The sequence below is a fragment of the Aliivibrio wodanis genome, from assembly GCF_052920805.1.
Genome location: NZ_JBREXA010000001.1, coordinates 1024175 through 1040748, shown reverse-complemented (window position 1 = coordinate 1040748; position 16574 = coordinate 1024175). Strand labels below are relative to the sequence as shown.

The window sequence follows — 16574 nt, the reverse complement described above, 5'->3', positions numbered from 1 at the left end:
ACTTAAATTGAGGAATACCCATGGCACTTTCATTTACCAAAATTTTTAAGAAAAAAGAGACTGAATCAACAGGTGAGAAGTTAGTACAGCAACCAATGTCAGATGAACAGAAGCTTGTTGATAGTAAAGCAAAGGCAGAGAAAAAACACGGAGAACCAGGTGTTTGTTGTGGTTCATGCTCATAATATAAAAATAAACCCTTCATGTAATATCAATTAGAAAAGATTACGAGAAGGGTTTCTGTTTTACTTATCTGAATTTAGAATATTTTTATTCTCTAAAGGGCATTTTACATCAATCAGTAAGTCTTTTAGATACTTAGGGTTTAGCGTTTCTTCTTTTTCAATTGAAAACTTAGCAGCCATGATCTGGTTAAATAGATTCCAGTGTTGTAGTAACAGCTTCTCATGATCTCCTGCAAATAGTGGCCAAGTTTCTGCCATCATTGGTGTTAGACTTGATGCACCATGAGCAAAGATCAGCATTTGCCATTTTGTTTCCCAAATATCGAGCTTAACCTCTGGGTTTGCTTGATTGTACTCTTCAAATAGCCCTTCAAAGATAGCTTCAAATTCACATTTTGTTTTTAAAAAATATTCCAATAATGCATTGTCATCTTGACGAATTGCATCAGCTATCATTTGGATAGGCTGCGGATTAATTAATGTAAATGCAGACAATTTTACGATAAACAAATAGATGCGATAGCTTGGTGTTTTATCTTCGGGAAGAGAAGCAATAATAGCATGAAGGTAGTTTTGCATGTGAGCATCGCACGCATCACTAATTTCCTTCCAAATCATATCTTTACTACCAAAGTGATGACGAATAAGACTGTGAGAAACGCCCGCTTTTTCACTGATATTACGCAGTGATACACGCTCGTAACCTAGCTCGCCAAACATAGTTGCCGCAACCATTAAGATTTGACATTTTGTTTGTTCAGCAGCTTCGGTACTTCTTTTTCCCTGCTTTTTCTCTGTCATTATTCACCCTTAGTTTGTGCTCTTAATTACCAATATATACGATTAAGTATTGCTAATCCCTTTGATTTCTGAACAGCTTAATGCGTATTGATGGCCTAAGCATACCAAGTTCAGCGCCTAACGCGAACTTAAAAATACGCTTTTCACTTATTTTACTGCACAGGTGTAAAATATATTGATCTCTTTCAAATTGAAACTATACTGCACAAGTGTGTAATAAATAAATTTATGAATTGGAGATGCTTGTGCGAAAACTAAATATAAAGCGCACATTCCTAGGAGCTGTAGTGATATTAGGCTTGTCGGGTATGTTAACAGGGTGCAATAAAGCAATATCTGAAACCGCAGATATGACAGTTAAGCCTGTGAAACTGTTATCAGTAAAAGATCTTGAACATGCTGATTCTGATGCGTTTTTAGCAAGGATTGATGCTACATATCGAGCGAGTTTATCATTTCAGGTTGGTGGTGAAGTGATTGAAATGAAAGTTCGAATGGGACAAGAAGTTGAAAAAGGTCAGTTATTAGCAGTATTGGATCCACAAGATTTTCAAATTGCAGTTGATGCAGCTAAGGCTAAGTTTTCGTTGGCAAACACACAGTGGAACCGTGCAGAAAGCTTATATAAGAAAAGATTGATTAGTACGAATGAGTACGATCAACGTGAGACTCAATATAAGGCGGCATTAGCGAACTATGAGCAAGCTAAAACCGATCTGAGTTATACCGAGATTCATGCGCCATTTTCAGGAATGATTTCTTATACCTATGTAAAGCCTTATCAAATCGTCGGTGAAAAACAAGACATTATTAATCTGATTGATAACTCTACTTTAGATGTGTCTGTGACGCTGCCTATTAGCTATGTGGATTCAATTTCTATTCCTTCTTTATCCAATAGCATAATGTGGATCACTATGGATAGTGAGCCTAACAATAAAATAAAAGGGCAATTTAAAGAGATCTCAACGCAACCGAATTTAGATACCAATAGTTACGAAGCGATAGTGACTATAGCTCGTCCAAAAGGTCGGAATTTACTCACAGGCATGACTGGTCAAGTCTTCATTCCAAAGCAGGATGTTTCTGAATATATGGCATTACCGCAAACTGCTTGGGTCAATAAAACCGATAAACAAGGGCAAGTGTGGTTGCTTAATAATGAAACAAATACAGTGAATAAAGTGACTTTACCGCTTAATAACAAAGGTTATGTGATATCGGGGCTACATGCCAATGATTACATTGTTGTTGCTGGTGTAGAGAGTTTAGTTGAAGGCCAAACTGTAAAAGCGTGGCAACGTGAGGAAGGTATTTAATGAGTCGTTCATTATTTTCAGTGTTATTGCTGAGTATGTTTGCTTTATTTGGTTGCCAAAAAGAAGAAGTGGTTGCGAAAGTATCTCCACTGTATATTTCTTCATTTGTTATTGATGCTCCTGTTACACAAGCTTTTCGTTCATTTAAAGGACAAGTGATACCAGCAGAGCAAGTACCAATGGCGTTTCGAGTTACGGGTGAAATTAGGGAAGTATTGATTCGAGCGGGTGATAAGGTTAAACAAGGCCAATTACTGGCTAAATTAGATGATAATAAAGCCAAACAAGCAGTGAATGATGCAAAAGCACAATATTCATTAGCCTTAAAACAATACCAACGTGGTAAAGAGTTAAATGCTCGCGAAATGGTATCACAATCAGAGTTAGATGAATTGCTTGCTAATAAAGAGCTGACTTTTGCATCTTATCAATCGGCTAAGAACCAACTTTCTTATACGCGCCTTGTTGCCCCATTTAACGGTAAAGTACTTGATGTGAATAAAGAAGTGTTTGAGCGTACTGCAGCAGGTGAGCCAATATTGAATTTATATCAAAATGACAAAGTGTATGTTCGAATCGATTTATCTGACAACGTATTAGCCATGATAAATCCAGAAAATAACCGTGATGCTTATCAACCAATCACCACTTTTGTCGGCTTGTCTGGTGAATATTCAATGGAGTATCTAGAACATTCTAGTGAACCTAATGAACAAAGCCAAACTTATCAAATGTACCTAGTTATGCCGCAGCTAAGCAATGAGATATTACCAGGGACTAGCGCCACTGTGAATGTGGATATGGTGAAGGCAGGGATCACATCGATTGATGGCTACCAAATACCAGTCACAGCGTTGCAAGCAGGGCAAAAAGAAGGGCATTTTTATGTCTGGACGATACGTGATAATCAGGTAACAAAAGTACCAGTAGCAATTAGCCAAATAAATGGAGAGGGCGCAATTATTTCTTCGGGCATTACTCAAGGTGATGTGCTTGCTAATTCAAATTTACGTAAGTTACGTGATGGGAAAACTGTGGTGCTTATGGAGAGCAAAAAATAATGAACATTGCTGAATATTCAATAAAAAACAAAGTCATGAGTTGGCTGTTTATCGTCATTTTAACCGTTGGTGGCATCACTTCATTTTTGGATTTAGGTCGTTTAGAAGATCCTGCTTTTACTATTAAAGATGCCATGATCATATCTACTTATCCGGGAGCAACCTCAAAAGAAGTAGAAGAAGAGTTAACCTACCCGTTAGAGAAAGCGATCCGTAAGCTGCCGTATATCGATAAAATAACGTCGACTTCATCAAACGGTATGTCTCAAATGATGGTAAGTATGAAGATGGACTATGGTCCAGATGAATTACCACAGATTTGGGATGAGATGCGTCGTAAGATTAATGATCTCAAACCAACGTTGCCTCAAGGTGTCCAATCGTTACAGATTATGGATGACTTTGGTGATGTATTTGGTGTAATGATGATGCTTACAGGAGACGATTATGACTATGTTGAGCTGAAGCGTTACGCAGATACCTTAACTCGTGAGTTAGAGTTGATAGAAGGTGTTGGTAAAGTATCTATCGCTGGTGATCAGCAAGAAATGTTATTTGTAGAAATATCACTTGATCGTCTCTCTGCTCTAAATTTAGATATGAATGTGATCGCAGGTTTACTTAACCAGCAGAATAACGTGGTGAAAGCGGGTGAAGTGATGGTGAATGGTGAGAGCTTAACCATTCGACCTAGCGGAACATTAACGACAGTAGAATCTCTGGGAGATTTGATCATTCATGGTCGTGATACTGGTAATCTTATTCGTTTAAAAGATGTGGCGACCATTACTCGTGAGCTGCAAGAAAAGCCAAATAATATTATTCGATTTAATGGTAAAAATGCACTAAATATCGGTTTATCGTTCGCATCTGGTGTTAATGTGGTTGAAGTAGGTCAACGTGTTCAAGAAGAACTTACCTATTTAGAATCAATTAAACCTGCGGGCCTTGAGTTAAGTTATTTCTATAATCAAGCGCAAGAAGTTGATACCTCGGTTAGTGATTTTATTATCAGTCTCGTGGAAGCTGTAGCGATTGTTATTGTGGTTTTACTATTTGCAATGGGAATGCGAAGCGGCTTCATTATTGGTGTTGTCTTGCTGCTCACCGTTTTTGGCACCTTCATTTTAATGAGTTACAACAATATTGAACTTCACCGTATCTCACTAGGTGCTTTGATCATTGCATTAGGCATGTTGGTAGATAACGCTATTGTGGTGGTGGAAGGTATTTTAGTTGGCTTGAAAAAAGGAGGTACTAAAGTTCAAGCAGCAGCAGATATTGTAAAACAAACGCAGTGGCCTTTATTAGGTGCAACCGTGATTGCCATTGCGGCATTTGCTCCGATTGGTCTGTCTGAAGATGCCACTGGCGAGTTCATGGGCGATTTGTATTGGGTGCTGTGTTATTCGCTATTTTTAAGTTGGGTAACAGCAATTACAATTACGCCATTCTTAGCTAATTTATTACTGAAAGAAGAAGATAAAAATATTGGAGAAGAAGAGGAAGCATATAAAGGATTCTTATTCACGGTGTTTGGTTCTTCACTGAAGTTTGCTCTGCGCTTTCGTTGGTTAACCGTAGCGTCATTGGTTGGTCTACTTGTGGTTGCGGTGATTGCTTTTGGTAATGTGAAGCAGCAATTCTTTCCCGCATCAAACACGCCAATGTTTTATGTAGATATGTGGATGCCAGAAGGTACAGATATTCGTGAAACTATTCTGCAAGCAGAGGCCGTCGAAAGCTATATCAATAAAGAAAGTAATATTGAGTTTGTGTCAGCCTCTATTGGCCAAGGTATGCAGCGTTTTGCTCTGACGTATCAGCCAGAAAAAAGCTACGAAGCCTATGCGCAATTCCAGATCCGTTCAACTGATCGTGAATCGATGTTCAGCTTGTTAGAAAGCCTGACTAACTCATTAGATAAAACGTTTGATAAGCCGACATTCCAATTCAAAATGATGGAATTTGGTCCATCGCCAGCTTCTAAAATAGAAGTGCGCATCTCGGGGCCTGATCCACAAATACTGCGTGAGCTAGCAACGAATGTTGAAGATATATTATTAACCGACTCTGGTGCACGTAATATTCGACACGATTGGCGTGAACGAACAAAAGAGCTAACACCTGAATTTAACGAATCAAAAGCACGTCGTTTAGGGATTTCAAAAGAAGATTTATCCAACACATTGCAAATGGCATTTGGTGGTTCAACGCTAGGTATGCTACGTGACGGTACACATACACTGCCGATTGTAACTCGTTTACCTGAATCAGAGCGTGTGGACTTTGAATCACTACAAAATGTGAAGATCTGGAGCCCGTCACTGCAAACCTATATTCCAGTTGATCAAGTGATCGATGGTGTAAACTTGGATTGGAGTGAGCCTCTTATTCAGCGCCGTGACAGAAAACGCACTATTACGGTAATGGCTGATCATGACTTATTAAGTAACGACACTCCTGCAAGTTTATTCGCGCGAGTTCAACCGAAAGTAATGGAAATGCCATTGCCTGAAGGGTATGAGATCACATGGGGTGGTGAATATGAATCATCAAAAGATGCACAAGAGTCTTTATTTGGTTCGCTGCCGATGGGCTACTTGTTCATGTTTATCATTACAATGTTGCTGTTTAACTCCTTTAAAAAGCCGCTAGTGATTTGGTTTACAGTTCCGCTTTCTATTATTGGTGTTTCGTTTGGTTTATTGAGTACTAATATGCCGTTTAGCTTTACCGCGTTCTTAGGCTTATTAAGCTTGAGCGGTATGATTTTGAAAAATGGCATTGTATTGCTTGATCAAATCAACCTTGAATTAGCATCAGGAAAAGACCCATACATAGCGATAGTAGACAGTGCGATCAGCCGTGTGCGCCCAGTGAGTATGGCGGCGTTAACGACAATACTAGGGCTTATCCCATTATTGTTTGATGCGTTCTTTAGCTCAATGGCGATCACTATCATGGCGGGTTTAGGTTTTGCGACCATTCTGACACTGATTGTAGTACCTGTAATATTTGCGATTTTGTTTAAAGTGCACCCAACACAAAGTCACACATAGAAAATACTGCCCTTGAGTAATATTTCTCACCAACCACAATGGCTTTAGAGTTTATTGTGGTTGGTTTTTTTATATCTAATTTTCCTCAATGACAGGAATATTATTTTATTTGAATTGGTATTCGTTAAGAAGACGGTGTTAAAGCAAGGGTATCTTCCTAAGCTATCCATTGATAATATAACTAAGATTTTTATAAAACCGCTTGGATATATATTATGAATAAAACCCTAACAGTAGCACTACTACTAAGTGCTACTTTAGTTACAGGTTGCACTACAATGACACCAGAAGAGTGTCAGAATGCAAACTGGCAAGCCATTGGCTATCAAGATGGAAAGAATGGCTCTGATTACAGTCTACTTCAAACATATGTAGAAGAGTGCAAAGAAGCAGGAATTAGTGTCGATCAGAAAGAGTGGTTTGTTGGCCAAAAATCAGGGTTAAGGCTCTATTGTTTACCTGATAATGGCTATCGTGTCGGGCTTGCAGGAAACCACTATAATGGCGTTTGTGCAAATGGAGAATTTGTAGAGCAATATAATCTTGGTTATAAAACGTATCAAATTGAAAAAGAGATCTCTGAAGTAGAATCAGAACTCCAGCAGATAAATTGGCAGTTAGATGCTCTTGATTCAAAAGAAAAAGATAAACGCAAACAGTTAAAAGAAGAACGTAAGCGTTTAGATATGAAGCGGATAGGACTCATGTTTGAAAAAACTCGGCTAGCGAAGCCTCAATATGGCTTTTCATTTGAGTTCTACTAAGTATAGTCAATGCCGCTGAAATCAGCGGTATTTTTTAGAATAGTGCTTTATGATGATAAAATCATGAGCATGATGAGTGAGAATATTTCAAGAGTAAAAGCTATATTTTGCGTGATAACCCTGTATAATCCGCCGCCTATTTACCTTGTTTGAATAACCAATACCTAGGAATTCCTTATGACTGAAGAAGAAAGAATTGAACTGCAACAAAACAACCCACTACACGGTCTTAAGTTAGAAATCTTACTGCAAGAGTTGGTTGATCATTACGGATGGGAAATTCTAGATACCGCGATGCGTTTAAACTGTTTCAACACAAACCCGTCAATGGCGAGTAGTGTTAAATATTTAAAGAAAACACAATGGGCAAGAGAGAAGGTTGAAAACTTCTATTTATACCGTTTCAAACGTATGCCTAAAGCGTCTGATCTTGAATATGAAATGCCTCCACGTTCACGCACATTCGCTCATGGTCTTGAGCCTCGTGAGCCAATGGAATTGACGATTGAATCAATTTTGCTTTCTCAAGCGAAATCAGCGTCAGCGCATCAAGCTCGTTCTCAAAACCGTGGTGGTAACTATCGTCGTTAAGAGAATCGTCGTTAAGTGAATTGTCACTAACTGAACGTTTATCTAATCGTTTAATATAAAAAAGCCAAGCGAGGTAACCCAAGCTTGGCTTTTTTGTGCTGTTCATTTTATGCGTTATTGCACCTATGATGTTACGTAAGTCAGTACCTACTACGGCTGTTGCTTAGTTGGAGCAAGCGCAATCTCACGGATACACACGTTTTGAGGCTGTTGGTAAGCAAAAGAAACTGCACGCGCAATATCATCAGCAGCTAGTACGCCACCCATGCTTTCTTTCCATTCGCCGTAACCGTCTTTGATTTCTTGAGAAGAGGTATGAGAAAGAAGCTCAGTTTCAACTGCACCAGGTGCAATCGTTGTAACGCGAACGTTTGATGCTGCCACTTCTTCACGTACGTTTTCAGAGATAGCGTGAACCGCAAACTTAGTACCACAGTAAGCCGCATGGCTTGGGAATGTTTTCTTACCAGCGATAGAGCTGATGTTGATGATAGTACCCGTGTTGCGTTCCATCATAGGTGCTAGAACCGCTTGCATACCGTTTAGAAGGCCAATAACGTTTACATCAAACATTGTCTTCCACTCTTGTGCATCTTGTGTGTCGATTTGACCAAGAAGCATGGCGCCAGCATTGTTGATTAGCGCATCAACAGGACCAAATTTCGCTTCACCTTGAGCGATTGCAGCATCAAAAGAGGCCTTGTCAGTAACGTCTACTTTTACAGATAAAGAGTTTGGAAGGTTTAAGGCTTCAAGGCGGTCAATACGACGAGCAAGAAGAAGTAGAGGGTGACCTTCATCGCTTAAACGACGTGCGATTGCTTCACCAATACCAGAACTTGCACCTGTAATAACAACTAATTTTTTCATCTTCTATTTCCTCAATAAATTCAATAAACAATCGAACCAGAACCCTGCTTCGTTGCGATGGAGGTATATTATTGAGAACTTTATTGTTGATATATAGTCATTTACTTGAAACTCTGTTGCCGTACTGCAACAATAGGGGATCTTTATTTTATGGTGTATAACTTATGATTAATCATATCAACCTTACCGATATCCGATCTTTTGTGCTTATTGCTCGTTTAGGCAACTTTACTAAGGCCGCTGAAACCTTAGATGTTTCGCGCTCGCACGTTTCGCGTCAAATAAGCAGCTTAGAAAAGCAGATGGGCGTAACACTATTAATCCGCACAACACGTACTTTAAGAATGACCGAAGCGGGTAAGCATTTCTATCAACAATGTGAACAAGCCCTTCATACGATAGACCAAGCGCTTCTCTCTGCGGTTGATGATGTAGAAAAGGTACAAGGCGAGATAAAGGTAAACTGTGTTGGGGGATACTTAGGAGAGGTATTTATTGCTGATATTGTAAATGCTTTTATGCAGCAATACCCAGAGATTTCTGTGAGTTTAGATTTTAGCAGTAATCGTGTGGATTTAATTGAAGAGGAATTTGATATTGCGTTCCGTATGGGAGCGTTAGAGGACTCAGGATTTATCGCAAAAAAACTGCTTGATATTGAAATGGAAACCTTGGCGAGCCCCTCTTATTTAGCCAAGTATGGACGCCCCCTGCATCCTAAGGAGCTTGCTTTACATCATTGTTTAACAGGTTCGGTTCGTAAATGGCACTTTCAATCAATTATAGATAATGAGCAAATTGATATTTCAGTAAAAGGTAATTTACAGTGTAAAAATGGACGAGTACTGGTGGCAGGAGCCATTGCTGGTAATGGTATTATTCGAGTGCCGAAGATTTATTGTGAACAAGAAATTACGACGAAACAGTTAGAACCCGTGTTTGATAAATGGACCATTCCTAGTGTTGATTTTTCAGCCCTTTATCATCGAGATCGATATCAACCTAAAAGGTTAAAAACCTTCATTGAATTTATAAATCAAGCTTGTAGAGAAAAATAAAGTAAGAAATGTTGATATTTAGCTCTGTATAGAGATAAAAAGTGGAAGTTAAGTAAAAAAAAGCTAACATAAATAAAGACGTATTTTAAATGGATATTTTGGGGTTGTATGGGCGTTCGGGTTAAGTTAGCTTTATTTTTATTGGTATTATTTTCAATTTCAATTGCCAGTTCTATCCTCTCTTTTAAATTAGAATCATATGGTGAGGAGAAACTAATCTGGGTAATACATACTCATGATGTGATTACCAATTCAGAACGATTACTAAGCAGTATGAAAGACGCTGAAACGGGCCAGAGAGGATATTTATTAACTCAAGAAGTTACCTATTTAGAGCCTTATTATACTGGTATGTCGAATGCACAGCAGATTTTTAAAGAATTAAGAGTGCTAACTAAAGATAACCGAGAGCAGCAAACAGCATTAGATCATATTAATGAAGCGATGAAGTCAAAATTTGATGAGCTTGCATTAACTGTTGAACTTGTTGAATATGATAACTTATCTCAAGCACTTAAAGTGGTAAAAGAAGATAGAGGTAAAGCATATATGGATGATCTAAGAGTGGATCTTAATGAATTCATAAATATAGAGCTTCTTTTATTAGAGGCACGCAAAGGTGACTTTAAAGAAAATCGAACCCAACTAATCACCTTGATCAAAATGCAAATTGCTCTGTTGATATTTCTGGCTATTGCAACAATCTTTTTTATGAAGCGTAATTTATTTGATCCATTAAACCTTTTACTTCTTAGTACAAAAAAAATGCAAAAAGGAGAGAAGTTAGATATCACGGATGTCGTTGAGAAAAATGAAATGGGTGATTTATTAACCGCTTTTTTTAAAATGAATGAAATCGTACATGAAAAGACAGAAGTACTTGCTTACAAAGCTCATCACGATGAACTGACTGGTTTGAAAAATCGCAGTATGGTGTATTCAGAGTTACAAGATGCCATTAATCGCAGTGGAAAAGTTGAAACCAAGATTGCAGTATATTTTTTAGACTTAAATAAATTTAAGGATATTAATGATACTTTAGGCCACGATGTTGGTGATGAAGTATTGATCCAAACTGCTCGTATTTTGACAGAAACCGTTCGTTCTAGAGATGATATATTTCGATTAGGTGGTGATGAATTTTTAATTATAGCTCAAGATATAAGTCATCAATCTGGTATCGATAGACTAACGTTAAAGATTATCGAAAAATTCTCTTCACCGATACTGATAAAAGGGAAAAGATTACCTATTTCTTTAAGTATTGGGGTTGCAAGCTATCCAAATGATAGTTTGAATGGTGAAGAATTGATTAAATTTGCAGATATTGCTATGTATGAAGCGAAAAAAGAACAAGGCAATACCTGCTGTGAATTTAAGCCCTCACTTCTTAAAAGAGACGGCGATTAATTGAATTTTTTATTTAAGTGATATTGATTCTTTCCTGAAAGTTTAGCTTGGTACATAGCTTTGTCGGCTTTCTGTAACGCACTTTCTAGCGAAGTTTTACTCTGAGCTTCCCAATAATAAACCCCAATGCTGGCTGAGACACTTGGGGTATTACCGTTAATCATAATTGGTTGATTGATCGCGGCTAAAATACGTTGCAATATTTTGTAGATATCATTGTGTTGGGCCGATTCATTTTTTGATAAAAATACGCCAAGTAAAAACTCATCTCCAGATAATCGTGCCACTAAATCGTGTTGATACACGCTGTGTGTTAATCTCTGAGCAATCACTTTAAGAAGTTCGTCCCCACATTGATGTCCATAGTTATCATTTACCGCTTTAAACCCATCTAGGTCTACAAAAAGAAGGTGGATAGATTTATTTTTTTTGTGTGCTTGTAATAGTGATTTGTATGCATTCTGTCTATTGGCTAGACCTGTTAATGCATCATGGTTAGCTTCAAAATGTAATCGTTTAAGCTCTCGTTCCTGACTTTGATCGCTAATTGATACGATAAACGATTCTACTTTATTATCACTGTTTTTAATGGTTTTGATAGTGACTAAACATGGCAACCAAGCCGCATTATCTTCTTTTTGGTTTGATAACTCAGCACTGGAAACATCGGTTTGAATTTTAAGAAATCCATGAGTAAGTAGCTGTCTACATAGAGTGAAATTAAACTCAATCACTTGACGCAAATAAAGGTCATTAAGAGTGCTAATTTCTCCAAAATTGCGTATAAATGCATTGTTTTTAATCTCGATTTCTAATGCTCTAGTTAATACAATTACAGAGCTTGGGTTTTGGTCAAAAATCATCTCAGCCAGACGTTGTCGTTGTTCAGAAAGATAGCGTTCACTGATGTCTTCTATATGGATTAATACATTTCTATCATCCGCAATTGGATAGGCTGAAACTTTAAATAGCTGCCCACTTACCTGATGGCGAAGTATGATTGGCTCTAAGCGCTGATGCTGTTCTATATGTGTTTGTAAGGCAATCATTCGATTACTAGGTTCAAAGTCTATTAATATTTCATCGATCACTTGGGATCTTTTGCCTAAGGCTTTATCGTATTTATTTGGCTTAATATGTGGTAATAGTTGTTTTGCTGCAGGATTATAATAAATCAGGTCTTGATTTGAAGATACGACTAATAAACCCTGTTCAAGAGAATCAAGTACTTGGTTTATATAGTGATTTTTATCTTCTAAATGTTGAAATACTTGAGATAATAAGCTGTCTCGATGACTTAAGTTATCGAGCATATCATTAAAGCAGCGAGTCACCATTCCTAGTTCATCTGGATGTATTATGTCTAAGCGTTGGTTGGTTACACCTTTTTTTATTACGCTTTGCATTGAGTTAAAAATAGATAATAAAGGCGTTGCGATCAGTTTATGTAAACGATGAGCAAAAAATAACGCTAATATTGATAACGCGAGTGTCGTTAATAAGAAAACAGTGATGATCTGATTACGCTGTTTGAACATATTATCTTTTGATGTCCATACCGTTAGTTCACCTAAATATTCATTACCTAAGGTAATTGGATGCGTAACCGAAAAGAAAATAGAATCACTGCAATGAATAGTACGCTTAGTCCATTGGCAGTTATCAGGTAAGTTATCTAGTTTAGCAAATAATTTGTTGTCTATATTTTCAACATAAGCAGCAATCACTTCGGGGTCAAATGAAAGAGCTTCCATTTGATCTAAACCTGTCATTTTATCATTGAAAATAAGGGCTCCTGATAAATTACTTGCAATACCTTGAGTTAAAATAGAAGTTCGCGTGTGCAAGTTAGCGCTGTGAGTAATACCAAAGAGGTGAGCAATGCTTGCTCCTAAAATTAAGGTGCTAAGTGTTATTAGTACCCAGATAGGGTAAATCACTTTTTTACGTAGCGGTAATGCACTAAACCAACGAGCAATCATTGAGCCACCTTATTGTCTGCAAGAGCTGAGACCGAGAGTAATTGTGATCGTAGAGAAAGCCCTGTTGGTACTAAATTATTCAAACTGATTAGAGGTTTAATACGATTATTCTCTTTAATAAATGCAATGCTTCCACCCGCATGAATAAATGCCGCACTTTCACCGATCAATAGTGCATGTGGGTATAAGGTTTTAAGATGAGCGAGTAATTTAGGCTTTTGAGTTGTGGTATAAATAAGATGGCATGAGGATACCGCTATCTTTTCTATTGATTTAAAGGAAATAACTTTGGCACGGTTTGGCTGTTTTATGACAAGTTGATTGAGGGCCTCTGTGACTTTAGGAGATCCTTGAGTGCATAAATGGTATTTATTATCTTGAGGTTTGAATTCACCCCAGTTGGTTAATAATACAAAACGGAACAAATAAACGGCTTTTAAATTATGATCCTGAATACTGTTTTCATTGGCATTTAGAGGAAAGCAGAGGCTTAATAAAAATATAAAGAGCGAAAAGCATTCAATCAACTTACGGTATGAATCATAAATTGTCTGAGTCGATATAACTGGGTGAACAAGATGGGAATTGAGCATAGCTATATGAAGCTCCAGCTTAGTTCTGCATAGTATTGAGTCCCATTAGCAAAAGGATTAAATTGCTTTGAGTATTCCTTTACTTGGTTATTGCTTAGGTTTTCAGCACTGAGTTTGATATTTGGCCATGTTGGTTTATGTTGCCAATTAACCGACATGTCTAAGGTCACAATTTCGGGCGATACAAGGTAGTCATTACCATAGTCTTTATAGGCTGCAATAAGCGCTTTATCAGGGTCTGATGCTGAAACATAGTTAACAACAGATGATACCCAAACCGTTGGGTGGATATCCCACATAATATGTAAAGTAGCATAATGGTTTGGGGTATTTTCTAAATCTAAAATTGGCAGTTTATTAGAGCCACAAATTGATCCAGTACAATCCCCTTTAATAGTTTTATAGCTGTAATTGGCATTAATTTGCAATGTATTTATTGGCTTCCATTGAGCACTGATCTCTCCTCCGATTGTATCTTGAGAGAGAGGGTCAATAAGTTGGGCATATATATCATCAATGATAGTGCCATTAGAGCCTTCTGAACCATCAGGTACGAAGTATCTGTAGCCATCTAGACCTTGATAAGCTCTAACATTATCATGTTGGCTGTAGAATAAACTCAAACTAAGTTGAAATTGATTACCTTGCCAGTAACGGTAACCCACTTCATAGGTATCAACTGACTCCATTTTTAGATCGCGGTTGCCTAAATAATGATAAGACATCATATAGTCATAGTAATCACGGTTACCGTTAGCGTCTTCAGTATAAATACAACTACTGCAATAACTGTTTTCTTGGAATTGTGTATCTAGTTCTAAGCGAGAAGGGGTAATGACAGCACGGCCCCATCCCATCCATAAACGTTGATTTTCTGTTAGCTTTTGTAAGGCGCGAACTTGTGGCTGTGAGTACCATTTCTCAGTTATATTCGCATATTGGATCCGATTACCTAATGTTATCTCTGTGGTGTCAGTAACATGAACTGCCCAATTTATATATAAACCGTAACTTTGATTTAAGAATTCATGTTCTTCGATTGTGCGGATATAAGGAGAAAAATACTGTTCTTCTTTTGTGAATGTTGCGTATTTTTCGTCAATAATGCGAGCATTAGCGCCAACAGTTAAGTTACCCCAATCTTGAGTGTTAAAAGAGTATCGAGTATCTAAATCTAAGCGAGTAAAACTAGCTGGTTCATTAGTACTGTCTGATTCACTATGAGTTATCCATATTTGGCTTTCCCATTGGTCGCCATCATATTTATCGTGTAAATATTGAATACCAGTAAACAACTCTTGTGAGTTCATTTCAGTGAAAAAAGAATCATAATCATTTTGATGTGATATCGTATCTAAAAAAGCAGGTGTGTACTGCAACCATTGATAGTCTTCACGCGAGCGGATACCACCAAACTGTAATGAGAGGGTATTTTGTTGGTTTTGGTAATCAGCACGCATACCAAAGCGTTCGGTTAATACTTTTAAATGACGAAGCTCATCAAAATGAGGATCTTCATCAGTAAATGGTGAATGTTGTAATGATTCAATGTAGCCAGATAAGTGGGTATATTCATTGAGTTGACCGCTATGATGGGCTTTAAACTCTTTATAATCATAATTACCCGCTGAGGCACTAACTTGAGCTTTAGGAGCACTTTCTGCATCTTTAGTGATTATGTTAACAACACCATTTACCGCGTTTCCTCCCCACATAGTACCAACAGGACCAAGAACCACTTCGATACGGTCAATATTATCTAAGCTCACCGGTAAGGTGTCCCAGTTAATGCCCGAATACATTGGGTTAATAGCACTTCGTCCATCAACCATCACAAGCAGAGTATTGTTTTCACCTTGATTTTTACTGCGTGCAGAAACAGTCCAATCATAATCTGAATATTTGGAGACGTGTAGACCAGGAGCAAGAATGAGGATATCGGCAATAGAGCGAGCAGTAGAGCGTTCAATCTCTTTAGAGGTGATTACATGAACCGAAGCAGGTACATCTGACAAGCTTAGAGATGTTTTTGTGGCTGTAACAACTTTAGTCTCTGTTAAAGAGTCAAGTGGCATATTAAATAAGCGGTCTAAATTCCCCAATCCTTCATCTATGTCCGCAATTGCAAAAGGAGAGATCAAGGAACCTAGAATACAGAATAATGAAGAGCGAGAAGAAAGTGACATTACAATTAGCTCAATATATAATTTATTTAAAAGTAAACAACCATTATTGATATTTTGTACTAGTTCTCGTATTTAAGATATTTATTGGAAATTAGTTTAGATAAATAGCATGGATTCTATGTAGTTTATTTCTTCTTTATCGCGCGGTGTTTTCTAGTTACCAATCTTACCAACGACAACATCTTCTACTTTACTATTTAAAAATAAATTTCTGATAATAATCGGGTTAATTGCACTTAATGATGCAGATACTCCGGGCCATCCATTCTTGTGTGCCGCAAGTTCAACATAAGCAACATTTTTTCTAATTTTAAAGTGCGTCACTCTGCCTGAAGTTTTATGGCTTGGCGGTAATATTTCTTTAGCGCTTTGCTCTGCGAGAGTTTTAAATGAAGATTTGTCAATGCACTTACTCACAAATTCAACAGTGTTAAGAGGGTTTTCCCCTCCCTCTTGTGAGAATTTTGCCATCAAGTTTCGATAACTTGGAATATCTTTAGGTAATGAAAGTAGGTATTGTTGGCTATTGCATACTGTTGGTTCTATGTTTTTATCAATCTGGCAACCTCCAAGTAGAATTATAGATAATAGTAAAGGAAGTATGATTTTCATAACGTATGCTCTAGCTGAACTTTATTGATAGAATTCTCACTATACAGGATTTAGTTAGCTTAAGTTGTCTCTATTTTAAT

General features: G+C 37.5%; 14 protein-coding genes. 8 read left to right on the top strand and 6 right to left on the bottom strand.

All coding sequences use genetic code 11. From position 1 onward, the window contains the following. Positions 1 to 20: 20 nt before the first annotated feature. Entirely contained in the window at positions 21 to 185 is a 165-nt protein-coding gene (locus tag ACU5DF_RS04755) for a CCGSCS motif protein (protein WP_446711990.1), read from the top strand. A gap of 60 nt (positions 186 to 245) precedes the next feature. Here ACU5DF_RS04755 and ACU5DF_RS04750 read toward each other — a convergent pair whose 3' ends face one another. Continuing rightward, entirely contained in the window at positions 246 to 986 is a 741-nt protein-coding gene (locus ACU5DF_RS04750) for a TetR/AcrR family transcriptional regulator (protein WP_446711989.1), read from the bottom strand. Positions 987 to 1231: 245 nt separating this feature from the next. Between ACU5DF_RS04750 and ACU5DF_RS04745 the strand changes: the two genes are divergently transcribed. The 5 genes from ACU5DF_RS04745 (at position 1232) to ACU5DF_RS04725 (ending at position 7783) form a co-directional block, all read left to right on the top strand. Next, entirely contained in the window at positions 1232 to 2305 is a 1074-nt protein-coding gene (locus ACU5DF_RS04745; protein WP_446711988.1) for an efflux RND transporter periplasmic adaptor subunit, read from the top strand. Then, complete coding sequence (locus tag ACU5DF_RS04740) at positions 2305 to 3366, top strand: efflux RND transporter periplasmic adaptor subunit (protein WP_446711987.1); 1062 nt, start codon at positions 2305 to 2307, stop codon at positions 3364 to 3366. The genes ACU5DF_RS04745 and ACU5DF_RS04740 overlap by 1 nt, the downstream gene beginning before the upstream one ends. After that, positions 3366 to 6428, top strand: coding sequence for an efflux RND transporter permease subunit (locus ACU5DF_RS04735; protein ID WP_446711986.1), 3063 nt, complete (start codon positions 3366 to 3368; stop codon positions 6426 to 6428). Before ACU5DF_RS04740 ends, ACU5DF_RS04735 begins: the two co-directional genes overlap by 1 nt. 215 nt (positions 6429 to 6643) lie before the next feature. Continuing rightward, positions 6644 to 7192 carry a DUF2799 domain-containing protein gene (locus ACU5DF_RS04730; protein WP_105063624.1) on the top strand — a complete coding sequence of 183 codons (549 nt, stop codon included), beginning with the start codon at positions 6644 to 6646 and terminating at the stop codon, positions 7190 to 7192. A gap of 177 nt (positions 7193 to 7369) precedes the next feature. Next, positions 7370 to 7783, top strand: coding sequence for a VF530 family protein (locus ACU5DF_RS04725; protein WP_446711985.1), 414 nt, complete (start codon positions 7370 to 7372; stop codon positions 7781 to 7783). Between the two features lie 150 nt (positions 7784 to 7933). Here ACU5DF_RS04725 and ACU5DF_RS04720 read toward each other — a convergent pair whose 3' ends face one another. Next, entirely contained in the window at positions 7934 to 8653 is a 720-nt protein-coding gene (locus ACU5DF_RS04720; protein ID WP_446711984.1) for an SDR family oxidoreductase, read from the bottom strand. Between the two features lie 164 nt (positions 8654 to 8817). Between ACU5DF_RS04720 and ACU5DF_RS04715 the strand changes: the two genes are divergently transcribed. Together ACU5DF_RS04715 and ACU5DF_RS04710 are read left to right on the top strand one after the other, a co-directional pair. Continuing rightward, positions 8818 to 9711, top strand: coding sequence for a LysR family transcriptional regulator (locus ACU5DF_RS04715; RefSeq protein ID WP_446711983.1), 894 nt, complete (start codon positions 8818 to 8820; stop codon positions 9709 to 9711). Between the two features lie 108 nt (positions 9712 to 9819). Beyond that, positions 9820 to 11121 (top strand): CHASE3 domain-containing protein, encoded by a 1302-nt coding sequence (locus tag ACU5DF_RS04710; protein ID WP_446711982.1) that lies wholly within the window; start codon positions 9820 to 9822, stop codon positions 11119 to 11121. Here the strand turns inward: ACU5DF_RS04710 and ACU5DF_RS04705 are convergent. The 4 genes from ACU5DF_RS04705 to ACU5DF_RS04690 form a co-directional block, all read right to left on the bottom strand. Beyond that, on the bottom strand, positions 11118 to 13103 hold the full coding sequence (locus ACU5DF_RS04705; protein WP_446711981.1) for a diguanylate cyclase domain-containing protein: 1986 nt from the start codon (positions 13101 to 13103) through the stop codon (positions 11118 to 11120). The genes ACU5DF_RS04710 and ACU5DF_RS04705 overlap by 4 nt on opposite strands. Continuing rightward, positions 13100 to 13696 (bottom strand): YfiR family protein, encoded by a 597-nt coding sequence (locus ACU5DF_RS04700; protein ID WP_446711980.1) that lies wholly within the window; start codon positions 13694 to 13696, stop codon positions 13100 to 13102. Before ACU5DF_RS04700 ends, ACU5DF_RS04705 begins: the two co-directional genes overlap by 4 nt. 2 nt (positions 13697 to 13698) lie before the next feature. After that, a complete protein-coding gene (locus tag ACU5DF_RS04695; protein WP_446711979.1) occupies positions 13699 to 15882 on the bottom strand; it encodes a TonB-dependent receptor plug domain-containing protein in 2184 nt (727 codons plus the stop codon). Between the two features lie 153 nt (positions 15883 to 16035). Next, positions 16036 to 16494 (bottom strand): hypothetical protein, encoded by a 459-nt coding sequence (locus ACU5DF_RS04690; RefSeq protein WP_446711978.1) that lies wholly within the window; start codon positions 16492 to 16494, stop codon positions 16036 to 16038. Positions 16495 to 16574: the final 80 nt, after the last annotated feature.

What these genes read in the sequence shown, in the direction of transcription:
- ACU5DF_RS04695 (WP_446711979.1), bottom strand. Translation starts at nt 15,882, where the DNA reads ATGTCACTTTCTTCTCGCTCTTCATTATTCTGTATTCTAGGTTCCTTG.
- ACU5DF_RS04710 (WP_446711982.1), top strand. Translation starts at nt 9,820, where the DNA reads ATGGGCGTTCGGGTTAAGTTAGCTTTATTTTTATTGGTATTATTTTCA.
- ACU5DF_RS04700 (WP_446711980.1), bottom strand. Translation starts at nt 13,696, where the DNA reads ATGCTCAATTCCCATCTTGTTCACCCAGTTATATCGACTCAGACAATT.
- ACU5DF_RS04755 (WP_446711990.1), top strand. Translation starts at nt 21, where the DNA reads ATGGCACTTTCATTTACCAAAATTTTTAAGAAAAAAGAGACTGAATCA.
- ACU5DF_RS04740 (WP_446711987.1), top strand. Translation starts at nt 2,305, where the DNA reads ATGAGTCGTTCATTATTTTCAGTGTTATTGCTGAGTATGTTTGCTTTA.
- ACU5DF_RS04715 (WP_446711983.1), top strand. Translation starts at nt 8,818, where the DNA reads ATGATTAATCATATCAACCTTACCGATATCCGATCTTTTGTGCTTATT.
- ACU5DF_RS04705 (WP_446711981.1), bottom strand. Translation starts at nt 13,103, where the DNA reads ATGATTGCTCGTTGGTTTAGTGCATTACCGCTACGTAAAAAAGTGATT.
- ACU5DF_RS04720 (WP_446711984.1), bottom strand. Translation starts at nt 8,653, where the DNA reads ATGAAAAAATTAGTTGTTATTACAGGTGCAAGTTCTGGTATTGGTGAA.
- ACU5DF_RS04725 (WP_446711985.1), top strand. Translation starts at nt 7,370, where the DNA reads ATGACTGAAGAAGAAAGAATTGAACTGCAACAAAACAACCCACTACAC.
- ACU5DF_RS04690 (WP_446711978.1), bottom strand. Translation starts at nt 16,494, where the DNA reads ATGAAAATCATACTTCCTTTACTATTATCTATAATTCTACTTGGAGGT.
- ACU5DF_RS04735 (WP_446711986.1), top strand. Translation starts at nt 3,366, where the DNA reads ATGAACATTGCTGAATATTCAATAAAAAACAAAGTCATGAGTTGGCTG.
- ACU5DF_RS04730 (WP_105063624.1), top strand. Translation starts at nt 6,644, where the DNA reads ATGAATAAAACCCTAACAGTAGCACTACTACTAAGTGCTACTTTAGTT.
- ACU5DF_RS04750 (WP_446711989.1), bottom strand. Translation starts at nt 986, where the DNA reads ATGACAGAGAAAAAGCAGGGAAAAAGAAGTACCGAAGCTGCTGAACAA.